This window comes from Aeromonas sp. FDAARGOS 1414, assembly GCF_019047065.1.
Lineage (GTDB): Bacteria > Pseudomonadota > Gammaproteobacteria > Enterobacterales > Aeromonadaceae > Aeromonas > Aeromonas veronii_A.
In genome coordinates this window covers 203016-225048 of sequence record NZ_CP077210.1, presented here as the reverse complement: position 1 = coordinate 225048, position 22033 = coordinate 203016, and the positions used below count along the sequence as shown (strand labels likewise).

The 22033-nt window shown below is 60.8% G+C and carries 21 protein-coding genes; 18 read left to right on the top strand and 3 right to left on the bottom strand.

What is annotated here, in order from left to right; genetic code table 11:
- Positions 1 to 182: 182 nt before the first annotated feature.
- The 3 genes from fldB (at position 183) to I6L44_RS01050 (ending at position 3644) form a co-directional block, all read left to right on the top strand.
- Positions 183 to 701 (top strand): flavodoxin FldB, encoded by a 519-nt coding sequence (gene fldB, locus I6L44_RS01060; protein ID WP_005335151.1) that lies wholly within the window; start codon positions 183 to 185, stop codon positions 699 to 701.
- A 202-nt stretch (positions 702 to 903) separates the two neighbouring features.
- Complete coding sequence (locus tag I6L44_RS01055; protein ID WP_216953022.1) at positions 904 to 2304, top strand: TldD/PmbA family protein; 1401 nt, start codon at positions 904 to 906, stop codon at positions 2302 to 2304.
- Positions 2304 to 3644, top strand: coding sequence for a TldD/PmbA family protein (locus tag I6L44_RS01050; protein WP_216953021.1), 1341 nt, complete (start codon positions 2304 to 2306; stop codon positions 3642 to 3644). Before I6L44_RS01055 ends, I6L44_RS01050 begins: the two co-directional genes overlap by 1 nt.
- A gap of 84 nt (positions 3645 to 3728) precedes the next feature.
- On the opposite strand, the gene I6L44_RS01045 is transcribed toward I6L44_RS01050, so the two are convergent.
- Positions 3729 to 4223, bottom strand: a complete 495-nt coding sequence (locus tag I6L44_RS01045; RefSeq protein ID WP_005335155.1) for a zinc ribbon-containing protein — start codon at positions 4221 to 4223, stop codon at positions 3729 to 3731.
- Positions 4224 to 4368: 145 nt separating this feature from the next.
- On the opposite strand from I6L44_RS01045, the gene leuS reads away from it, so the two are divergent.
- The 14 genes from leuS to lipA all read left to right on the top strand — a co-directional run bounded on the left by leuS (position 4369) and on the right by lipA (position 18838).
- A complete protein-coding gene (gene leuS, locus I6L44_RS01040) occupies positions 4369 to 6945 on the top strand; it encodes a leucine--tRNA ligase (RefSeq protein WP_216953020.1) in 2577 nt (858 codons plus the stop codon).
- Positions 6946 to 7058: 113 nt separating this feature from the next.
- Positions 7059 to 7541, top strand: coding sequence for an LPS assembly lipoprotein LptE (lptE, locus tag I6L44_RS01035; RefSeq protein WP_005335160.1), 483 nt, complete (start codon positions 7059 to 7061; stop codon positions 7539 to 7541).
- Positions 7541 to 8578 carry a DNA polymerase III subunit delta gene (gene holA / locus I6L44_RS01030; protein ID WP_216953019.1) on the top strand — a complete coding sequence of 346 codons (1038 nt, stop codon included), beginning with the start codon at positions 7541 to 7543 and terminating at the stop codon, positions 8576 to 8578. Before lptE ends, holA begins: the two co-directional genes overlap by 1 nt.
- Positions 8572 to 9222, top strand: coding sequence for a nicotinate-nucleotide adenylyltransferase (gene nadD / locus I6L44_RS01025; RefSeq protein ID WP_216953018.1), 651 nt, complete (start codon positions 8572 to 8574; stop codon positions 9220 to 9222). The genes holA and nadD overlap by 7 nt, the downstream gene beginning before the upstream one ends.
- 103 nt (positions 9223 to 9325) lie before the next feature.
- Complete coding sequence (gene rsfS, locus I6L44_RS01020) at positions 9326 to 9667, top strand: ribosome silencing factor (RefSeq protein WP_005335165.1); 342 nt, start codon at positions 9326 to 9328, stop codon at positions 9665 to 9667.
- Positions 9668 to 9686: 19 nt separating this feature from the next.
- Positions 9687 to 10154, top strand: coding sequence for a 23S rRNA (pseudouridine(1915)-N(3))-methyltransferase RlmH (gene rlmH / locus I6L44_RS01015; protein WP_005335166.1), 468 nt, complete (start codon positions 9687 to 9689; stop codon positions 10152 to 10154).
- Between the two features lie 103 nt (positions 10155 to 10257).
- A complete protein-coding gene (gene mrdA, locus I6L44_RS01010; RefSeq protein ID WP_216953017.1) occupies positions 10258 to 12180 on the top strand; it encodes a penicillin-binding protein 2 in 1923 nt (640 codons plus the stop codon).
- Positions 12173 to 13276 carry a rod shape-determining protein RodA gene (rodA, locus tag I6L44_RS01005; protein ID WP_005335170.1) on the top strand — a complete coding sequence of 368 codons (1104 nt, stop codon included), beginning with the start codon at positions 12173 to 12175 and terminating at the stop codon, positions 13274 to 13276. Before mrdA ends, rodA begins: the two co-directional genes overlap by 8 nt.
- Positions 13276 to 14274, top strand: coding sequence for a lytic murein transglycosylase B (gene mltB / locus I6L44_RS01000; protein ID WP_216953016.1), 999 nt, complete (start codon positions 13276 to 13278; stop codon positions 14272 to 14274). The genes rodA and mltB overlap by 1 nt, the downstream gene beginning before the upstream one ends.
- The gene (locus I6L44_RS00995; RefSeq protein WP_216953015.1) at positions 14216 to 15199 is read left to right on the top strand and encodes a septal ring lytic transglycosylase RlpA family protein; all 984 of its coding nucleotides are present in this window, start codon (positions 14216 to 14218) and stop codon (positions 15197 to 15199) included. Before mltB ends, I6L44_RS00995 begins: the two co-directional genes overlap by 59 nt.
- A gap of 184 nt (positions 15200 to 15383) precedes the next feature.
- Positions 15384 to 16580 (top strand): D-alanyl-D-alanine carboxypeptidase family protein, encoded by a 1197-nt coding sequence (locus I6L44_RS00990; RefSeq protein WP_216953014.1) that lies wholly within the window; start codon positions 15384 to 15386, stop codon positions 16578 to 16580.
- A gap of 292 nt (positions 16581 to 16872) precedes the next feature.
- The gene (gene ybeD, locus I6L44_RS00985) at positions 16873 to 17136 is read left to right on the top strand and encodes a DUF493 family protein YbeD (RefSeq protein WP_005348100.1); all 264 of its coding nucleotides are present in this window, start codon (positions 16873 to 16875) and stop codon (positions 17134 to 17136) included.
- A 62-nt stretch (positions 17137 to 17198) separates the two neighbouring features.
- Entirely contained in the window at positions 17199 to 17876 is a 678-nt protein-coding gene (gene lipB / locus I6L44_RS00980; RefSeq protein ID WP_216953013.1) for a lipoyl(octanoyl) transferase LipB, read from the top strand.
- Complete coding sequence (gene lipA, locus I6L44_RS00975; protein WP_139740976.1) at positions 17873 to 18838, top strand: lipoyl synthase; 966 nt, start codon at positions 17873 to 17875, stop codon at positions 18836 to 18838. Before lipB ends, lipA begins: the two co-directional genes overlap by 4 nt.
- A 106-nt stretch (positions 18839 to 18944) precedes the next feature.
- Here lipA and I6L44_RS00970 read toward each other — a convergent pair whose 3' ends face one another.
- Together I6L44_RS00970 and I6L44_RS00965 are read right to left on the bottom strand one after the other, a co-directional pair.
- A complete protein-coding gene (locus tag I6L44_RS00970; RefSeq protein WP_216953012.1) occupies positions 18945 to 19505 on the bottom strand; it encodes an NUDIX hydrolase in 561 nt (186 codons plus the stop codon).
- A 7-nt stretch (positions 19506 to 19512) separates the two neighbouring features.
- Positions 19513 to 20313, bottom strand: coding sequence for a DUF2989 domain-containing protein (locus tag I6L44_RS00965; protein ID WP_216953011.1), 801 nt, complete (start codon positions 20311 to 20313; stop codon positions 19513 to 19515).
- A 211-nt stretch (positions 20314 to 20524) separates the two neighbouring features.
- Between I6L44_RS00965 and I6L44_RS00960 the strand changes: the two genes are divergently transcribed.
- Entirely contained in the window at positions 20525 to 21958 is a 1434-nt protein-coding gene (locus I6L44_RS00960) for a glyceraldehyde-3-phosphate dehydrogenase (protein ID WP_005335193.1), read from the top strand.
- Positions 21959 to 22033: the final 75 nt, after the last annotated feature.

Genomic DNA, 22033 nt, shown 5'->3' with positions numbered 1-22033 from the left:
TCATTGGAAAGATAAGGCACGTTTGCCACGCACCTTGCCGGGCGGTGAAGGTCGAATGGCAATCTGCTAGACTGGCGCCCTCCCCTTACGTTACCCATCGTGTTGCCAACATGGCGCAGCCCACACGAGCATGCGAGAACGCGCCAAAAGCAAGCGAGAAAGCGCCAACAGAGAGTAGAGCGATGAAGATTGGTCTGTTTTACGGTTCCACCACCTGCTACACCGAGATGGCTGCCGAGAAGATCCGCGCCCTCATCGGCCCCGAGCTGGTGGATATTCACAATATCAAGGATGTCTCCCTGCGCCGGATGGAGGATTACGAGATCCTGATCCTCGGCATATCCACTTGGGATTTTGGCGAACTGCAGGAGGACTGGGAGTCCCGCTGGGAAGATATCGCCGATCTCCATCTGGAGGGACGCATCGTGGCCCTGTTTGGCCTCGGCGATCAGCTCGGTTATGGCGAATGGTTCCAGGACGCCCTCGGCATGCTGCACGATCAGCTGGTGCCAAAAGGGGTCAAGCTGGTGGGCTACTGGCCCAACGAAGGGTACGAATTCGATGCCTCCAAGGCACTGATCGACGATGGCCGTCACTTCGTCGGGCTGGCGCTGGACGATGCCAACCAATATGACCAGACCGATCCGCGCATCGAGCAGTGGGTCGAGCAGATCCTGAGCGAAATCCACGCCCTGCTCTGACCTTTCCCACGTTTTGGCAAAACGACCCTGAGCGCCTGGCCCTGGCCGCCGGGCGCAGTTATCGCACCGATTTTCTCAATCGGTATCATCGCATGACGCTATAGCGACTTTTTTGTGCTGGTCTGCAACAATGGACTCGACATCCCATAACAATCAGAGCCGGATGTCGGAAGCAAACGGACAGACCAGAAAAGGATATTCTATGACTCCATTCTCCCTGTTGGCCCCCGCCATCGCCCGTGACGTGCTCGATCACGCGCTGGCGCTGGGTGCCGATTTTGCCGAGCTGTTTGTGGAGCGCAAGCGCCGCAGCCAGCTCAGCCTGCTCTCCAGCCAGATAGAGAACATCAGCGGCGGCCTCGATTTCGGTATCGGCGTGCGCCTCTGTTACGGCCACAAGGTGCTCTACGGCTACACCAATCTGGCCAGCCGCGACGAGCTGCTGCGCATTGTCACCCTGCTGGCGGCCAAAGACCGCCGCGACCCCGTGGTGACCGCCACCGCCTTCGATTTCACCCGCCTGAGCGATCGCAACCCGGTGGCGCTGCCCCTGTCGGCAGACAAGCTGCTGGAGCAGAAGATCGCCTATCTGCACGCCATGGATGCAGCGGCCCGCTCCGAGAGCGACAAGGTGAGCCAGTTCTCCGGCAACGTGCTGGGCTGGGAGCAGGAGGTGGAAATCTTCAACAGCGAAGGAGTGCAAGTAGCCGATCGCCGCCACTACAACCGCATCATGGCCCAGACCATCGCCATGGAAGGGAGCGAGCAGAGCGTCGGTTACGAGGCCCCCGGCGCCCTGATGGGGTGGGAGCATGCCGATCGCATCGATCCGCGCGAGCTGGCGCTCACCGCCACCCGTCAGGCACTGGTGAAACTGGGCGCGGCTCCCTGCCCGAGCGGCACCCTGCCGGTCATCATGGAGAACGGATTTGGCGGCGTCATCTTCCACGAGGCGTGCGGTCATCTGCTGGAGACCACCTCAGTGGCCAAGAAGGCATCGGTGTTCCACGACAAGATGGGCCAGCTTATCGCCAATCCGGTGGTCAATGCGGTGGATGAAGGCTTGCAGAGCAACGCCTGGGGCTCCATCAACGTCGATGACGAGGGGATGGCTACCCAGCATACCCAGCTCATCAAGGACGGGGTACTGACCGGCTTTCTGGTGGACAGAATGGGTGCCCTCAAAACAGGCTACGCACGCACCGGCTCCGGGCGGCGCGAATCCTACAAGTACGCCCCCACCTCGCGCATGCGCAACACCTATATCGAGCCGGGCCACCACAGCCTCGACGACATGTTGGCCACGGTAGAGCACGGCATCTACGCCAAGAAGATGGGGGGCGGCTCGGTACAGCCCGGCACCGGCGAGTTCAACTTCAATGTGCAGGAGGCCTACCTCATCGAGCACGGCAAAATCACCAAGCCGCTCAAGTCTGCCACCCTGATCGGCACCGGCCCGCAGGTGCTGAAAGAGATCTCCATGGTGGGCCGCAACCTGGCACTGGCCGCCGGTATGTGCGGCTCGGTCTCGGGCTCGGTGCCCACCTCGGTGGGCCAGCCGGCGCTGAAAGTGGACAATATTCTGGTGGGAGGGAACGCCTGATGAGCCAGCTCGACATGAACCAACTGCTCACCCGCCTGCTCGACAAGGTGGCCGACCTCAACGCCGAGGCAGACATCATCGCCAATCAGGAGAAGGCCTTCTCCCTCAAGGCAGACAAGGGCGAGCTGGGTGAATACAAGGTCACCAGCAGCCAGCAGCTCGGCATTCGCCTGATCAAAGAGGGTCGGGTCGGCATCGCCTACTCGGAATCCCTCGATGAGCTGGCGCTGGATGCAATGCTGCAAGATGCGCTCGATGCCAGCCGCTTTGCCAAGGTGGATCCGGATCAGCGCATCTCGGTGGCCAATAGCCGGATCACCACAGATTGCGCCGAAATCAACCAGCCCGATACCACGCCGGTTGAGGAGAAGATCGCCCTGGCCCTGCGCCTCGAATCTGACATGCTGGCCATGCCCGATGTGAGCGGCGCCCCCTACAACAGCTTCTTTGAAGGGGAGAGCCAGCTCTGGCTCGCCAACAGTCAGGGCACCCTCTGCCAGCACGGCGAGTTTAGCGTCGGCTGCTACACCTCGGCGCTGGTGGAACGGGATGGCCGCCAGTCGATGCACTCGCAGGGGCAGTATGGCCGTCGCTTCGACGAGCTGGATAGCCAGCGACTCATCGAGCAGATCTACGCCATCGCCGATGGACTGCTGCCCGGTGAAGCGGTGCCGAGCGGTCGCTACAGCGTCATCTTCAGCACCAACTGCTTTGCCAGCCTGTTTGGCTGCTTTCAGGGCGTGCTGTCGGGCAAGTGGGCCCAGCAGGGGATCAACCCCTGGCGCAGCAAGGTCGGCCAGAGCGTGGCGTCACGCTGGCTCACTCTGGAGAGCAGGGTCTATATGCCGGGCGGCATGAACATCAAGGCGTTTGATGGCGAGGGGGCGGCCAGCTCGGATCTGCTGCTGATTGGCGAAGGGGAGCTGAAGACCCTGCTCCATAACAGCGCCACCGCCCGCCACTTTGGTGTGGCCAGCAACGGCTCGGCCGCCCGCGGTGCCCGCAGCGCCCTCGATGTGACCGCTCGCCATCTGGTGTTTGGCGCGGGCCCTCACTGTGAAGCGGAGGTGCAGAGCGGCGACTATCTGGAGCTGGTCAAGCTGGACGGTCTGCATTCGGGTGCCGATGCGGTGAGCGGTGACTTCTCCTTTGGCGCGTCGGGCTTCCTCTGCCGCGATGGGGTGCGACTGCAGCCGGTGCGCGGCATCACGGTAGCAGGCAACTTCTACCGCCTGCTGGGCGAGCTGGAAGCGGTCGGCGATACCCTGCACCACAACGACAGCAAAGGCTTCTACTCCCCGCTTATCCGTTTTGGTGGCCTCTCCGTCGCAGGCAAGTAAACGCCCCGACGAAACCTGCAAGCAAGAAAAAGGCGCCTGATGGCGCCTTTTTACTCGTTATCTCGTCCGCCTTGATGGCATGACTCAGGGCGAGAGCGGCTCGCGATGATACTCGGCGCAGCCGCATTCGGGGCAGGTATCGAGCTGCTGGGGATGCAGCACGGTATGGCGCCAGCCACACTGGTCGCACACCATGACCCCGAGCCCCACCCAGTCGCCCGCCTCATAGACCCCCTTGTGCTCCAGCTCGTCGGCCAGCTCCCGCCACTCCACCTGGGCGCGGTCGGTCACATCCGCCAGCCAGGACCAGGCGGTGTCTTTCAAGGCCAACATAAAGGCAGACTCTTCCACCTGCGCACTATCGTCATGGCGCCCCTCGTCATAGTTGCCCAGATCCCGCTTCACGTACTCGGCGATGAGCGCCAGTTCGTCCTGAGTGAGGTCACTTGCTGCCTCCAGATAGGCCTGCACCTTGGCAATCATCCGGTTGAGGCGCTCCCCCTGGAACTCTTCAGTCTCTTGCCACTGTTTTTGCAGCTCGGCAATGAAGGCTTCGTACCCTTTTTGACGTTTGTCCATGGCTCTAACTCCTCTACTAAACCCTGATCTGGCCCGGCTTAAGGCCCAAGGGACGCTGGCGGTTGTTGCCGCCGCAGGATATGGGTATTCTATTGCGATTTCCCAGCTGATTTATCTATTCATTTCACAGATCCGGATGTCACCAATGCAAGAGCAATACGTTCCCCAATCAATCGAACCAGCAGTGCAAAAGCACTGGGATGCCAAGAAAACCTTCAAGGCCGTGGAGAAGGTAGACAAGGAGAAGTTCTACTGCCTGTCCATGTTCCCCTATCCGTCTGGTCGACTACACATGGGGCACGTTCGTAACTACACCATAGGTGATGTGATCTCCCGTTATCAACGCCTCAATGGCAAGAACGTGCTGCAACCCATAGGTTGGGATGCATTCGGTCTGCCGGCCGAGAACGCCGCGATCAAAAACAATACCGCGCCGGCGCCCTGGACCTACGAAAACATCGAATACATGAAGAACCAGCTGAAGATGCTGGGTCTGGGTTATGACTGGGATCGTGAAATCGCCACCTGCAAACCGGATTACTACCGCTGGGAGCAGTGGTTCTTCACCAAGCTCTACGAGAAGGGTCTGGTCTACAAGAAGACCTCCTCCGTCAACTGGTGCCCGAACGACATGACAGTGCTGGCCAACGAGCAGGTGGTCGACAACTGCTGCTGGCGCTGTGACACCCCGGTGGAACAGAAAGAGATCCCCCAGTGGTTCATCAAGATCACCGACTACGCCGAAGAGCTGCTCAACGACATCGACAATCTGGAAGGCTGGCCGGAAATGGTCAAGACCATGCAGCGCAACTGGATTGGCCGCTCCGAAGGGGTCAACATCAGCTTTGCCATCGAGGGTCAGGCTGATCAGCTGGAGGTCTACACCACCCGTCCGGACACCTTCATGGGCGTCACCTATGTCGGTATCGCTGCCGGTCACCCGCTGGCGCTGCAAGCAGCCCAGAACAATCCGGAGCTGGCCGCCTTTATCGAAGAGTGCAAGAACACCAAGGTAGCCGAAGCAGAACTGGCCACCATGGAGAAGAAGGGCATGGCCACCGGTCTCTATGCCATTCACCCGCTGGATGGCCGCAAGGTACCGGTCTGGGTCGCCAACTTCGTGCTGATGAACTACGGCACCGGCGCCGTAATGGCGGTTCCGGCCCACGATCAGCGTGACTTCGAATTCGCCACCAAATATGGACTCGACATCAAGGCGGTGATCAAGCCGGTTGATGGCGACGTCGACGTGAGCGAAGCCGCTTACACCGAGAAGGGCGTGCTGTTCAACTCCGGCGAGTTTGACGGTCTCGACTTCCAGGGCGCCTTCGATGCCATCGCCAGCAAGCTGGAAGGGCTCGGCAAGGGCAAGCGCACCGTCAACTACCGTCTGCGTGACTGGGGTGTCTCCCGTCAGCGTTACTGGGGTGCCCCCATCCCGATGCTGACCCTGGCTGACGGCTCCGTGGTGCCGACGCCGGAAGACCAGCTGCCGGTACTGCTGCCGGAAGACGTGGTGATGGATGGTATCCAGAGCCCGATCAAGGCCGACGCCGAGTGGGCCAAGACCACTTACAACGGTCAGGAAGCGTTCCGCGAGACCGATACCTTCGACACCTTTATGGAGTCCTCCTGGTACTACGCGCGCTACTGCTCCCCGGACTACGACAAGGGCATGCTTGACCCGGCGGCTGCCAACCACTGGCTGCCGGTGGATCAGTACATCGGCGGTATCGAGCACGCCTGTATGCACCTGCTCTACGCCCGCTTCTTCCACAAGCTGCTGCGTGACGCGGGTCTGGTCAACAGCGACGAGCCGTTCAAGCGCCTGCTCTGTCAGGGCATGGTGCTGGCCGACGCCTTCTACTACAAAGACGAGAAGGGCGGCAACGTCTGGGTCAGCCCGACCGACGTCAAGGTAGAGCGTGACGAGAAGGGGCGCATCACCAAGGCCATCGACAACGAAGGCCGTGAGGTAATGCACTCCGGCATGACCAAGATGTCCAAGTCCAAGAACAACGGCATCGACCCGCAGCTGATGGTCGAGCGTTACGGCGCCGATACCGTCCGTCTGTTCATGATGTTCGCCTCTCCGGCCGAGATGACACTGGAGTGGTCCGACTCCGGCGTAGAGGGGGCCCAGCGCTTCCTGCGTCGCCTGTGGCGCGTCACCTTCGAACACGTTTCCGGTGGTGCCGTTGCCGCACTGGATGTAGCGGCTCTCACCAACGAGCAGAAAGCGGTACGCCGTGAACTGCACAAGACCATCGCCAAGGTGAGCGATGACGTGGGTCGCCGTCAGACCTTCAACACCGCCATCGCCGCCATCATGGAGCTGATGAACAATCTGGCCAAGCTGGGCAACGACGAGCAGGACCGCGCCCTGATGCAGGAAGCGCTGGAAGCTGTGGTAGTCATGCTCTACCCCATCACCCCGCACATCGGCTTCGAGCTGTGGAAGATGCTGGGCAAGGGCGACGACATCGATCACGCAGCCTGGCCGGTGGCCGATGAAGCGGCCATGGTCGAGACCGAGAAGCTGGTGGTGGTACAGATCAACGGCAAGATGCGCGGCAAACTGACCGTGCCGGCCGAGATCAGCCAGGCCGACGTCGAGAAGCTGGCGATGGCCGATGCCTCCGTGCAGAAGTTCACCGACGGGCTGACCGTGCGCAAGGTGATCTATGTACCTGGCAAGCTGCTCAATATTGTCGCTAACTAATTGGCTGCCAACTGATTGGTTACCAACTGATCATTGCCAATCTGTGACAGCAAACGGATGATAACGGCGGGCCCTGCGCCCGCCGCTTTCCCTTAATGCAAAGAGGATTTTCTATGGGCACCATCTTCACCCGCTGGATGGCCATCGTGCTGGCTGGTCTGCTGCTGCAAGGCTGCGGCTTTCACATGCGCGGCAACGGCATTCCGAGCGAGCTGATGACCATGAAGGTCGTGGGCGACAACAAGAGCGACTTCTACCGGATGGTTACCACCCGTCTGAAGGCCTCTGGCGTGACCCTGGCCGACAAGGAGGGCATTCCGGTGCTCACTCTGGGCGGCGTAGGCAGCACCAGTCAGGTCGCCTCGGTCAACGCGCTGGGGACGGACACCGAATATGTGCTGGGCTTTGGTACCCAGTTCACCATCTCGGTACCGGGCAAGCCGACCCAGGTCTTCCCCATCAACTTCAACCGCAGCTTCCTCAACAAGCCGGATGCAGCGCTCGCCTCCTCCCGTGAGCAGGAGCAGCTCAACCGCGAGATGCAGGAGCAGGCGGCCAATCAGGTGATCCGGCAGTTGAGTCAGGTCAGCTTCTGATGCGGATTTACCCGGAACAATTTGGTGACCACCTCAAAGCAGGGCTTCGGCCCTGCTATCTCGTTTTTGGCGACGAGCCCCTGCTGCGACTGGAGGCCATCGACGCCATCCGTCAGATCGCCCGCAAGCAGGGTTTCGATGAGCGCCACACCTTCGTGGTGGAACAGGGGCTGGACTGGAATCAGGTCTACGATGCCTGTCAGGCCATGAGCCTCTTCTCCGCCCGTCAGATCATCGAACTGGAGCTGCCCGCCAAGGTGGACAAGGATCTGGCCGCCCGTATCAGCGAAATTGGCAAGCAGCTTCATCCCGACCTGCTGCTGGTGCTGAGTGGCGGTCGCCTCAACCAGACCCAGATGAAAGCAGCCTGGTTCGACAAGCTCTACCAGATTGGCACCTATGTGCCGGTCAACCATCCGGAGCCCAAGTTCTTCCCGCGCTGGATGAGCGCCCGTTTTGCGCGTTTCGGCCTCAAGGCGCTGCCCGATGCCATCAACTTCATGTGCCACTCCTACGAGGGCAACCTGCTGGCCGCCAGCCAGGAGATCGAGAAGCTGACCCTGCTCTCGCCGCCCCAGCCCATCAGCGTCACCTATCTGCAAGAGACCATTATCCGCCACGCCCACTTCACCCCGTTCCAGCTGGTCGATACCCTGCTGGAGGGCAAGGTGAACCGGGCCCAGCGCATTCTGGCCGCCCTGCGGGCCGAAGGCACCGAGCCGGGGATGTTGGCCTGGACCCTCTGCCGCGAGCTGGAGCAGCTGACCGAGCTGTCGCTGGCGATGCGAAACGGCCAGCCGCTGGGGGAGCACTTCAGCCGCCTGCGCATCTGGCAGAGCCGCCAGCAGCTCATTCAGCAAGCGCTGACTCGTCTCCCCTTCGCCAAGTTGCAACAACTATGGCAGCTGATGGCGCAACTGGATGGCGCCCAGCGCCGCTTTGATACCGAACAGGCGTGGCTGATGCTGCAGACCATTGCCCTCGGCTTTCGTGATGGCACCCCGCTGCCGCTGGTGATGGAGAGCAGCCCGTGCTGAAGGCGCCTGTCGGTTTGCTTGGCGGCACCTTCGACCCCATCCATATCGGTCATCTTCGCCCGGCGATCGAGGCGCGCGATGCTCTCGGGCTGGCCGAAATGCGGCTGATCCCGAACCATATCCCGCCCCACCGCGCCAATCCGTTCTGCTCCAGCGAACAGCGTCTCGCCATGGTCAAACTGGCGGCGGCAGAGAACCACCACTTTGTGGTGGATGAGCGGGAGCTGAGACGGGACAAGCCCTCTTACACCATCGATACCCTGATCGAGCTGCGTCATGAACTGCCCGATACGCCGCTCTGTTTTCTGATGGGGATGGATTCCCTGCTGAGCCTGCCAAGCTGGCACCGCTGGCAGGAGCTGCTCGACTATGCCCATCTGGTGGTGAGCGTGCGGCCGGGCTGGCAACCGGATTATCCGGCCGGGGTGGCACAGCTGCTGGCGCGCCATCACACCGCGGATGCCAACGCGCTGCATCAGCGTCTGGCCGGTCATATCTGGCTGGCGGACAACCAGCCCATCGAACTGTCAGCCACCCGACTGCGAGCCTTGCTGGATGCGGGACAAGACACCCGCTACCTCTTGCCCGAGTCGGTTGCGCACTATATTGATCAACAGGGGCTCTACCGCGCCAACCGCCGCTAGCCCCTGTCGTTATCCCGCCCCACCCGATGGGAAACGGGAGTGACCATGATATAATCCGCCGCCCTGACGCAAACGCTGCGCGCCGGAATACAGGAGAGACTCATTGCAAGGCCAAGAATTGCATGCCTTTATCATCGACAAGATCGATGACATGAAAGGCCGCGACATCATCACCCTCGATGTACGCGGCAAATCCAGCATTACTGACACCATGATCATCTGTTCCGGCAACTCCAGTCGTCACGTCAGCGCCATTGCCCACCATCTGGCCAGCGAGGCCCGCCACGCGGGTCTGGATCTGCTGAGCGTGGAAGGGCAACTGAGCGGTGAATGGGTGCTGGTAGATATGGGCTCGGTGATCGTGCATGTGATGCAGGATGAACACCGTGACTTCTACCAACTGGAAAAGCTGTGGAGCGGTGCCGCTCAAATGAATACGCAATAAGAGCACAAGTGTAACGACCATGAAGATCCAGTTGATTGCGGTGGGCACCAAGATGCCCGCCTGGGTAGAGCATGGCTTCGAAGAGTATCGTCGCCGCTTCCCCAAAGACATGCCGTTTGAACTCGTCGAGATCGGCGCTGGCAAACGGGGCAAAAATGCCGACATTCCCCGCATCCTGCAGAAGGAAGGGGAAGCCATGCTGGCGGCTGCGGGGCGCTCGCGCATCGTTACCCTCGACATTCCGGGCAAGCCCTGGACCACGGAGCAGCTGGCCACCCAGCTGGAGGCGTGGAAACTCGATGGCCGCGATGTGGCCCTGCTGGTCGGCGGACCGGAAGGCTTGTCCCCCGAGTGCAAGGCTGCTGCCGAACAGAGCTGGTCCCTGTCACCGCTCACCCTGCCCCATCCGCTGGTACGGGTACTGGTGGCCGAGAGCCTCTACCGTGCCTGGAGCATAACGACCAATCATCCGTATCATAGAGAGTGAGCCATGCGTCTCTGGAGTCTCACCTCTCATATTCACCCCTATCACAGAGAGTGAACAATGCAGTTCCTGCTCTTATTGCCCCCAAGGGTCTTGAGGTAAAGGCATGCTGAAACAACGCATCGAAATGCGCGATCACAGTGCCGAGGGCAATCTGTTCTTCCGGCGCACCCTGGTAGCCTACATCGGCATCGTCGTGCTGATGCTGGTGCTGCTGGGCAATCTCTATTATCTGCAGGTCGAGTCCTACGACACCTACCAGACGCGTTCCAACTCCAACCGCATCCGGGTAGTGCCGGTGGCGCCACCCCGGGGTCTCATCTACGACACCAACGGCGTGCTGCTGGCGGAGAACCGCCCTGTCTACAGTCTGGAAATCGTCCCGGAAGAGACTAGGGATCTTGAAAAAACCGCTGACCAGCTGATCGCCCTGCTGGGGCTGCCGGAAGGCACCAAAGAGAAGTTTCTGACCGAGGTGAAACGCCAACGTCGCTTCAAGCCGGTCCCTCTCTACGAAAAGCTGACCGAATATCAGGTGGCACTCTTCTCGGTCAACCAGCACAACTATCCGGGAGCCAGTATCGAGGCTTACCTCAAGCGCTACTACCCGTTTGGCGACACCCTGACCCATGCGCTGGGTTATGTGGCCAAGATCAACACCCGCGACGTGGAGCGTCTCGAAAAAGAGGACAAACTCGCCAACTATGCCGCCACCAAGGATATCGGCAAGCAGGGGGTGGAGAAGTATTACGAGGATGAGCTGCACGGGGTGGCGGGTTATCAGGAGGTCGAGGTCAACAACCGCGGCCGGATTGTCCGCACCCTCAAGTTCCAGCCTCCGGTTCCGGGCAAGGATATCTACCTCAATATCGACGTCCGGATGCAGCTCAAGGCCCAGCAACTGCTGGCCGGCCAGCGTGGTGCCATCGTGATGATGAACCCGAAAACCGGTGCCATCCTGGCGCTGGAGTCGAGCCCGAGTTATGACCCCAACCTGTTCGTGACAGGCATATCCAGCGCCAACTACTCGGCACTGCTCAACGATCCGGCACGGCCGCTGGTGAACCGCACCACTCAGGGCATTTATGCCCCTGCCTCCACCGTCAAGCCCATGATGTCCATCATGGGTCTCAACGAGGGGGCCATCACCCCGGGCTACCGCTATTTCGGCGGCCCGAGCTTCTCCATTCCCGGTACCACCAAGAAGTTTCGCGACTGGCGCCGCTGGGGTCATGGCTGGCTCGACGTCTATCGCGCCATCGAGGTCTCGGCAGATACCTACTTCTACGATCTCGCCTATCGGGTCGGCATCGACAAGATCCACAGCTATATGACCAAGTTCGGCTTCGGTCAGTACACCGGGGTCGATCTCTATGAAGAGACCAAGGGTGTCATGCCGTCTCGTGACTGGAAGATGGCCCGCTGGCGCCAGCCCTGGTATCAGGGTGACACCATCTCTGTCGGTATCGGTCAGGGCTACTGGAGCGCCACCCCGCTCCAACTGGCCAAGGCGATCAGCATCCTGACCCAAAACGGCCACGACGTGACGCCGCACTTGCTCAAGAGCACCGCTTCGCAGGCGGGGGTGGTCGATGCCCCGGTCAACCCCAACATCGCCCTCAAGCTCAAGAGCGACAGCTACTGGAAAGTAGCCCAGGACGGCATGTGGCGCGTCAACCATGGCAGTGAAGGCAGTGGCCGTCATGCATTTGCAAAGGCCCCCTACTCGTCAGGTGGTAAATCAGGCACTGCGCAGGTAGTCGGTTTGAAGGAAAATCAGGTCTACAACATCAAGACCGTCAAGGCGGAACATCGCGATAACGCCCTGTTCGTTGCCTATGCCCCCTTTGAGGCGCCCAAAGCGGTCGTCGCACTGGTGCTGGAAAACTCCATTGGTGGTGGTGGTGGCCGGGCTGCATCGCCCATTGCACGCCAGATGCTGGATGCCTATCTGCTGCCCCCAGATCCGCAACTGCCACCGGCACCGGAAAAGCCGTCCCAACCGAGTGAGGTCGCCCCCCATGAGTAATTCAGCCCGCCAGCAGAGTATCTGGTACAAGCTGCATATCGACCTGCCCCTGCTGCTCGGTCTGTTGGCCGTGATGACCCTCTCCATGGTGGTGCTCTACTCCGCCTCCGGTCAGGATATGGACTCCATCGTGCGCCAGCTGGTGCGCGGCGGTCTCGCCTTTGCCCTGATGATCGGCCTGGCCCAGCTGCCCCCCTCCCTCTACGCCCGCTGGTCGGTGCCGCTGTTCGCCGTGGTGGTGCTGATGCTGATTGCGGTGGACGTGTTCGGCCACATCGGCAAGGGGGCCCAGCGCTGGCTCGATCTGGGCTTTATGAAGTTCCAGCCCTCCGAAGTGATGAAGCTCTCCATGCCCATCATGGTGGCGGCCTGGCTCAGTCGCCACTCGCTGCCACCCAAGTTCAGCCATGTGGTGATCGCCCTCATCATGGTGCTGCTGCCCACCCTGCTGATCGCCGCCCAGCCGGACCTTGGCACCTCCATTCTGGTGGCCGCCTCCGGCTTCTTCGTGATCTTTCTGGCGGGGCTCAGCTGGTGGCTGATCGGCTTGGCGGTTCTACTGATGCTGGCCTTTATGCCGGTGCTCTGGTTCTTCCTGATGCACGACTACCAGCGCCAGCGGGTGCTGATGCTGCTCGACCCGGAGAAAGACCCGCTCGGCCGCGGCTACCACATCATCCAGTCCAAGATTGCCATCGGCTCCGGTGGCGTCTTCGGCAAGGGGTGGCTGCAAGGGACCCAGTCCCAGCTGGAGTTCTTGCCCGAGCGCCACACCGACTTCATCTTCGCGGTATTTAGCGAGGAGTTTGGTCTGGTGGGGGTTGCCCTGCTGCTGGTGCTCTACCTCTACGTCATCAGCCGCTGTCTGTTTATCTCGATGCAGGCCCAGAACAGCTTCGAGCGACTGCTGGGCGGCGCCATCACTCTCACCTTCTTCGTCTATGTGTTCGTCAACATGGGCATGGTGAGCGGCATCCTGCCGGTGGTGGGGGTTCCCCTGCCGCTGGTGAGCTATGGCGGCACCTCCATGGTGACCCTGATGGCCGGCTTTGGCATACTGATGTCCATCCAGACTCATAGAAGGCTGCTGGCCTGATGAAACGGGTCGGATTGCTGCTCTCTCTCGCCACCACGATGGCAACCGCCGCCGTGGCGCCGGATCGGTTGGCCCTGCTCGCCGAACAGCAGCAGGTGCCGCTGGCGGAGTTGCAGGCGGCAGTGGCCCGCGCCCAGTTGCGGCAGGAGGTACTAGACACCATCAGCAAGCCGTGGGAGGCCAAACCCTGGCATCGCTACCGGCCGCTGTTTGTTACCCCAGATCGCATCCGTGACGGCCAGCAGTTCTGGCAGCAACATGCCGAGACACTGACCCGCGCGGAGCAGACCTATCGGGTGCCCGCCTCGCTCATCGTGGCCATCATAGGGGTCGAGACCTTCTACGGTCGCCAGATGGGCCGTCATCCGGTGCTCGATAGCCTCTACACCCTGGGGTTCCACTACCCGGAGCGCAGCGACTTCTTTGCCAAGGAGTTTGCCCAGCTGGTGGTGCTGGCCAAAGAGGAAGGGTGGCAACTCGATGCCCTCAAGGGCTCCTATGCCGGCGCCATGGGGATGGGGCAGTTCATGCCCTCCAGCTACCGCCACTATGCCGTCGATTTTGACGGGGATGGCAAGCGGGATCTGTTTGCCAACCCGGTCGATGCCATCGGCAGCGTGGCCAACTATTTTGCCAGCCACCAGTGGCGCTGGGGCGAATCCGTGGTGGAACCAGCCCAGATCGGGCTAATGGCGGTCGAACCTTTGCTGAGATCTGAGCCCGAGCTCACACAACAGTGGTCAGAACTGGCGGCGGCAGGGATTGAGCTCGCCACGCCGCTGGCCCCGCAGACGCCGGTCAAGTTGCTGGCGCTTGCCCAAGCCGATGGACCGGAATACTGGGTCGCACGGCATAACTTTTACGTGATCACCCGCTACAATCGCAGCCCACTCTATGCGATGGCGGTGTATCAACTTAGCCAAGCCATTCAGGAAGCGTATGCATCTTCGTCACAAACTCCTCCCGCTCAGCCTGAGCTTGTTGCTGGCCGCCTGTAGCAGCCAGCCGGAACAGAGCGCCCCCGTAGAGCCGCAAGCACCGGTCAGCAAGCCACCCGTTATCGAGATCCCGCAAGCCACCGGCGCCATCCCACGCCCGGAGCCCCTGAGCGCGAGCGGCAACCGGGACTACTGGATTGGCAAACAGAAAAACGAGGTGTGGCGCGATATCAAGCACTATAGCGAAGAGGGCACAGCCAGCTGGCTGTCACCGGATCTGGATGGCCAGAAGACCGCCAACGGCGATGTGCTGGACAGCAAGCTGTTCAGCGCCGCCCATCGCAACCTGCCCATCCCGAGCTATGTGCGGGTCACCAATCTGGACAACGGGCTGGAGACCATAGTACGAGTCAACGATCGCGGCCCTTTCAACAGCCCTCACCTGATCGACCTCTCCTATGCGGCGGCCAAGCAGCTGGAGATGGTCGATAGCGGCACAGCTCGCGTTCGACTGGAGCTGATCAACGACACCCCGGACCAGATGGTGATCATGGAACCGATGAAGCCCATCGAGATGACCCCGACCACCCCGCCAGCAACGGCATCCAACACAGTGGCGCAAGATGGCTTCCTGGGTGAACCGACCGCACTGGCGATGGCCACTCCCGCTGCTGCCCCTGCTCCCGTCAAGGCGCCAGCGGCCAAGCCTGCCAAAGCGGCACCTGTCAAGCCAGCTCCGGCCAAGGCTGCAGCGCCCGCCAGCAGCGGTGATGGCAAGATGATCCAAGTACTGGCCAGCGGCTCCCGGGATCGGGCCGAGGCGATGGGCAAGGTGATGACCCAGCGCCATGGTGTGCCCTACCGGATTGAAGCCCATGGCGCCATCTTCCGGGTCTTGATCGGCCCGGTGGAGGCGGATAAACAAGCCGCACTGCTGGAAAAAGTACGGCAAGGGGGACTGGAACAGGCCTTTATCGTGCCCTGATCCCTCCTCTGACAGCGGCGGTGACCAATCTCCCGGCCCCGCCATCACGTCGCTTTATGGCGTGATGGCAGGGATTGATGGATAAAAAACCAGTCATGATCGCCATGTCGGACTATAACCTGCGGGCGCATCTGGTATAGTTAGGCCCGCATTTTATCCCCATCTGGCTCGCAGGAATTTCAAGATGTCCAAATTTGCCCGTTCAGTTCTTCTGGCCTCACTGATCAGCGTAACCGCTCAGGCCAATACGCCGGTGCCGACACCCACGCCGAACGCCAACCCAGTGGTGGTTCCCGCCGCGCCGGAGATCTCCGCCAAGGCCCATATCCTGATCGACTACTACTCCGGTCAGGTGCTGGCCGAGCAGAACGCCGACGAGCGTCTGCCCCCTGCCAGCCTGACCAAGATGATGACCTCCTACATCGTTGGCGACGAGCTGCACAAGGGGAACATCAAGGGCACCGACATGGTGACCATCAGCCAGAACGCCTGGTCCAAGAACTACTCAGACTCCTCCAAGATGTTTATCGAGGTGGGCAAGCAGGTCTCTGTCGATGACCTGAACAAGGGCATCATCATCCAGTCCGGCAACGATGCCTGCGTCGCCATGGCCGAACATCTGGCCGGCAGTACCGACTCCTTCGCCAGCCTGATGAATGCCTGGGCCGCCAAGCTCGGCATGAAGGACACCCAGTTCAAGAACCCCCACGGTCTGGATGAAGAGGGTCACTACAGTACAGCCCGTGATATGGCCCGCCTGGGTCAGGCACTGATCCATGATCAGCCGGAGGAGTACAAGATCTACTCCCAGAAATCCTTCGTCTTCAACGGTATCACCCAGCACAACCGCAACCGCCTGCTGTGGGATCAATCCCTGCAAGTGGATGGCATCAAGACCGGCCACGTCAGCCAGGTCGGCTATAACCTGGTCTCCTCTGCCACCAACAACGAAGGCATGCGCCTGATCGCCGTGGTACTGGGCGCCAGCAGCGAAGCCTCCCGCGCCGCCGAGAGCAAGAAACTGCTCACCTACGGCTTCCGCTTCTTCCAAAGCCTGACTCCATACAAGGCAGGCACCGAGCTGGTCACCCAGAAGATCTGGATGGGCGACAAGTCTGAAGTGAAACTGGGCGTCGACAAAGATGTCTCCGTGCTGGTCACTCGCGGTCAGGGCAACAACCTCAAGGCAGACTTCCAGCTCGACAGCGAGCTGAAAGCCCCGTTGGCCAAGGGTCAGCGCGTTGGTACCGTGTTCCTGAAGCAGGGTGACAAAGAGATCAAGCAGGTACCACTGGTCGCCCTGGAAGAGGTGCAAGAAGGTGGCTTGATGAGCCGTCTGTGGGACTACCTGGTACTGCTGGTCACCAGCTGGTTCAAGTAATCCGACGCACAATCCTCACCGAACAGCGGCGCCAACAGGCGCCGCTGCTGTCTGCGCCGGGCAAAGGCAGTGAATAACCCTGTAAACTGCAGGTTCCGCCTTACCCTGATTTGTGGTAAAAAGCAGCACTTCCATCCTTGTCTGACCGCTCCCGGCCTTGATCCCGGAGTGTACGGCGCCCATATAGGGTTTAGCCGCACCCATACAGACTTGAAATGGCGGCCTCCACGGGCCATCGGCCACTAGCCATCCAAGATGAAGTCATCATGCTGATGACGAAAAAGGTGAGTAAATGAATACCAAGTTTGATGAACTGCTGGAGTTTCCCTGCAAATTCCCGTTCAAGGTACTCGGCATCGCGGATCCTGCGTTGCCGGATATGGTGGTTGAAGTGCTGCAGCAGCATGCTCCGGGCACCTACAGCCCGACCGTCCAGCCCAGCTCCAAGGGCAACTATCACTCGGTTCGCGTGACCGTGACTGCCCAGAGCAAAGAGCACATCGAAGCGATGTACACTGCGCTTGGCAAGATCGAGCTGGTGAAATACGTACTGTAATTTCTCTCTCGCCCCGTTCTGCGGGGCGACTGTTTTTGGCCGCAGCACGCCACGAGGACACCATGTCATCCCAGATCCCCGCTCAGCACAGCCTGATAGTCAGGCAGCTGGGTCGCCGCCCCTACCAGCCGGTATGGGACGCCATGAAAGCCTTCACCGACAACCGCACCAGCGACACCCCGGACGAGTTCTGGGTGGTCGAACATGACCCCGTCTACACCCAGGGCCAGGCCGGCAAGGCCGAACACCTGCTCAATCCGGGCAATATCCCGGTGGTGCAGAGCGATCGCGGCGGTCAGGTGACCTATCACGGCCCGGGCCAGCTGGTGCTCTACGTCCTGGTGGATGTCCGCCGCTGCAAATTCTCGGTGCGCGAGCTGGTGACCGCGCTGGAAACAGCCATCATCAACACCCTGGCCAAAAGCAATATCCAGGCCTATGCCAAGGCAGATGCCCCCGGGGTCTATGTGAAAAATGACCTTGGCATGGAGGCCAAACTGGCCTCGCTGGGACTGCGCATCCGCAAGGGTTGCTCGTTCCACGGGCTGGCCCTCAACATCAACATGGACATGACCCCCTTCCTGCACATCAATCCGTGCGGCTATGCGGGCATGGCCATGACCCAGACCAGCGCCCTGGGCGGCCCGCAGAGCGTGGCCGAGGCGCAATCCATTCTGGTGGCCGAACTGGCCAGCCTGATTGGCTATCAGACAATAACAAACACCGAGAGTGAATCATGAGCAAACCCGTTCGTATGGAGCCGGGCGTCAAGCTGCGCGATGGCGACAAGATGGCCCTGATCCCGGTGAAATTCATGCCGGATCCCAACGAAGAAATCCTTCGCAAGCCGGACTGGATGCGGATCAAACTCCCCCCTTCCAGCCAGAAGATCGAACACATCAAGAGCACCTTGCGCAAGAACAAGCTGCACTCGGTCTGTGAAGAGGCTTCCTGCCCCAACCTGGCGGAGTGTTTCAACCACGGCACGGCCACCTTCATGATCATGGGCGCGATCTGCACCCGTCGCTGCCCCTTCTGCGACGTGGCCCACGGCCGCCCGCTGGCACTCGATCCGGAAGAACCGAAGAAGCTGGCGCTGACCATCAAGGAGATGAACCTCAAGTATGTGGTGATCACCTCGGTGGACCGCGACGATCTGCGCGACGGCGGTGCCCAGCACTTCGCCGACTGCATCCGCGAGATCCGCGAGCACAGCCCGCAGACCCGCATCGAGATCCTGACCCCGGACTTCCGTGGCCGGATGGAGCAGGCCCTTGAGGTGTTCCGCGAAACGCCGCCGGACGTCTTCAACCACAACCTGGAAACTGCGCCGCGCATGTATCGCGTCGCTCGCCCGGGTGCCGACTACAAGTGGTCGCTGGAGCTGCTGCGCCGTATCAAGGAGATGCACCCCCATGTACCGACCAAGTCCGGTCTGATGATGGGCCTTGGCGAGACCAACGAAGAGATCGTCGAGGTGCTCAAGGATCTACGCGCTCACGGCGTCAACATGCTGACCCTGGGTCAGTATCTGCAGCCAAGCCGCCACCACCTGCCGGTCAAGCGCTACGTGCCGCCAGCAGAGTTTGACGAGCTGAAAGATGTCGCCATGGAGCTGGGCTTTACCCACGCCGCCTGCGGTCCTTTCGTGCGCTCCTCCTATCACGCGGATCTGCAAGCCAAGGGCGAAGAGGTCAAGTAACCTCGCACGATAGAGCGGCCAGTAACCGCCACCCTCGCAATGAGAAAGAGCGCCTATTGGCGCTCTTTCTGTTGGTGTCACTGACCGTTGCAGCTTGATCTACTCATCAGCCGTGGTCGAAGACCCCCTGCTGATGCCAGCGTTGCAACTGGGCCAGCACCCGGGTCTCTCGCGCCGTCCACTGGGGACAGGGCCCCGCCAGCTGGGTCTTGTTGGTCTGCAGCGCTTCGTCGAGGGCAAACCAGCCGGGCACGAAGCCAAGGCGGATCTCGTAGGGCTGTGGCTGTGGCTCCACCAGTTGATCACCAATCCGGCACAAGTAGTAGAGCGAGCGGATGCAGTAGGCATCGAACCCCGGCTCGCGGGCGGCGCGGTATTCCCGGGTCTCGCCAAGCAGGGTCCCTACTTCCAGCAACTCGGCACCACACTCCTCCTTCAGCTCGCGGGCCAGCGCCACATGGTGGTTTTCCCCCGCTTCAACGCCGCCGCCAGGAAACATCAGATCACCGTTGACCCGGGAGTGAACCAGCAGCAACTCGTCGCCACGGAGTACTACGGCACGTACCGTAAGGCGTTCCAGGGTATGGCCATCGGTGATCACCTCGCCATGAACAAACGAGAGGGAAAAAGGTGCGGGCCAGCAGCTGGCCGGGGATAGTGCAATCATCAGAGCCTCAGTGCCGATAGCTGCCATGTTTCAGTTGATCGACTATTTCAGCCGCTCGCACGTCGTAGGCATCCTGATCTGTTTTGCTCAGGGTGTGATAAATACCAAAACGCCTGGCAGAGACCTCTGGCGCATCCTGAAAAGACTCACTCACCTTGCCCCACAGATAGGCCAGCCCGTACTGCTTCTGGCCCATATAGAGGGTGCTGAGGGAGGTGAGCAGGCGGCTGTTTATCTTGTCACCTTCCCGATAGAGGGAGAGACCGTGATGCATGATGGAAATAGCTTTCTCGGGGTCGCTCTTGGCGTAGGCTCCGCCTAGGGCCAGCTGAAGTTCCGGTTCGTCGAGCACCTTGTTACCTTCCAGCGCCATAAACTGCTGACGGGCCAGCTCGTTGGTGTTGTTGGTCCAGTGCCAGAGCAGCAAGTAGGGATCCTGCGAGTTGCGGGTGGCCACATCGAGCTGGGCCAGCTGTTCGCCAGCCGCCAGCATCCCCTCCACCCGTGGGCTCTTCTGCTCGCGGGCATTCTTATACTCGATGTTGGTAGAGCGCTCGGCACACTTAAGATAGCGCTCAAGGTTGCGCATCAGCTCGTACTTGCGCCGATCCGTTCTCTCCTCCTTGAGATAGAAGCGGCTGCGGATCACATCGGTACGCTCGTAGCGACACCAGCCATCGTCCACCAGATCCTGACAGAGCTCGGCATGGTTGCTGCAGATATTGTGGATCCGATCGTCATTGCAGCCAGCTACGGCAAGGCCGACTGAAAGCATGATGAAGGTCTGTCGCAGGAGGAAATTGGCCATGATTCACATCTTGTTGGTAACGCGGGTTGGTAACAACTGAAGCCTCTGTCGGCCACCACCGGCTAGCAAACCGGTTACATATCCATTACAATGCGCGCGCCATATAAGGCCGCGATTGCAGAATAATATAACGAAATATAGACCCCTACACTGATCTGCATTCGACGAATTTTCTATTTACACCAACAACGTGAAAGAAAGGATCTGGTCAATGACCCACGAGCACTACTTGCAAGCGTGGCAGGAGAGCCAGGAGCTCGCCGAAGCCATGCAACCCTTGATTGGTCGCCTCTACCGACAACAAGGGGTCGAGATCACCCTCTACGGCCGCCCACTGCAAAACGCCTCCACCATCGATATCCTCAAGGCCCACCGGGTCGTCCGCCGCCACCAGGGCGCTCCCCTCCCCATCCAGCAAAGCTTCCCCCTGCTTCAGGCCATCGTTGCCCTCAAACCCACCGCTGCCGAGGTAGACCTTGGCAAGCTGGCAGTCGGCTACTGGCAGGATCATCAGGATGAGGCGGGGATCGAGGACTATCTGCAAGCGCGACTGGCACCGGCCCTTGGCCGCAACCAGATGCCGCAGCCGACCGACGTGGTGCTCTACGGCTTTGGCCGTATCGGCCGCCTGCTGGCCCGCCTGCTGATCGAGCGTACCGGCGCCGCCAATCCGCTGCGCCTGCGCGCCATCGTGGTACGCGGTGGTCGCGACGGGGATCTGGAAAAACGCGCCAGCCTGCTGCGCCGCGACTCGGTACACGGCCCCTTCAACGGCTCCATCGAGGTGGATGTGGAGCGCAGCGCCATCATCGCCAACGGCACCTTCATTCAGGTGATCTACGCCAATAGCCCGGCTGACATCGACTACACAGCTTACGGCATTCACGATGCGCTGATCGTCGACAACACCGGGGTCTGGCGCGATGAGGCTGGCCTCTCCGAGCACCTGAAAGCGCGCGGTGCTGGCAAGGTGCTGCTGACCGCCCCCGGCAAGGGGGAGATGAAGAACGTGGTGTTCGGGGTCAACCATGAGGTGATAGGCCCGGATGACAGGATCATCTCCGCCGCCTCCTGTACCACCAACGCCATCACCCCGGTGCTCAAGGTAATGCAGGAGCGGTTCGGCATCCGCCACGGCCACGTGGAGACGGTCCACTCCTACACCAACGATCAGAACCTCATCGACAACTACCACAAAGGCGAGCGCCGCGGTCGCAGCGCGGCCCTCAATATGGTGATGACCAGCACCGGCGCCGCCAAGGCGGTGGCCAAGGCGCTGCCCGAGCTCAAGGGCAAGCTGACCGGCAACGCCATCCGGGTACCGACCCCCAACGTCTCGCTGGCGATTATCAATCTGTCGCTGGAGCAGGCCACCGATCGGGAGAGCCTCAACGCCTATCTGCAGCAGATGGCGCTAAGCTCGGCCCTCCATCGCCAGATCGACTTCAGCGCCAGCACCGAGCTGGTCTCCTCCGACATGGTAGGTTCCCGTTATGCGGGCATCGTCGACTCCCAGGCGACCATCGCCGAGGGGGATCACTGCGTGCTCTACGTATGGTATGACAACGAGTTCGGGTACAGTTGTCAGGTAGTGAGGGTGATGGAGCAGATGGCTGGCGTAGTCCGCCAGGATCTACCTGCATAGACCCCGATAGGGTTTACCTGCACAGCCCGCCAGGATCTGCCGGGCTGACCCCGCAGTTTATGGCTCAATAGTTCA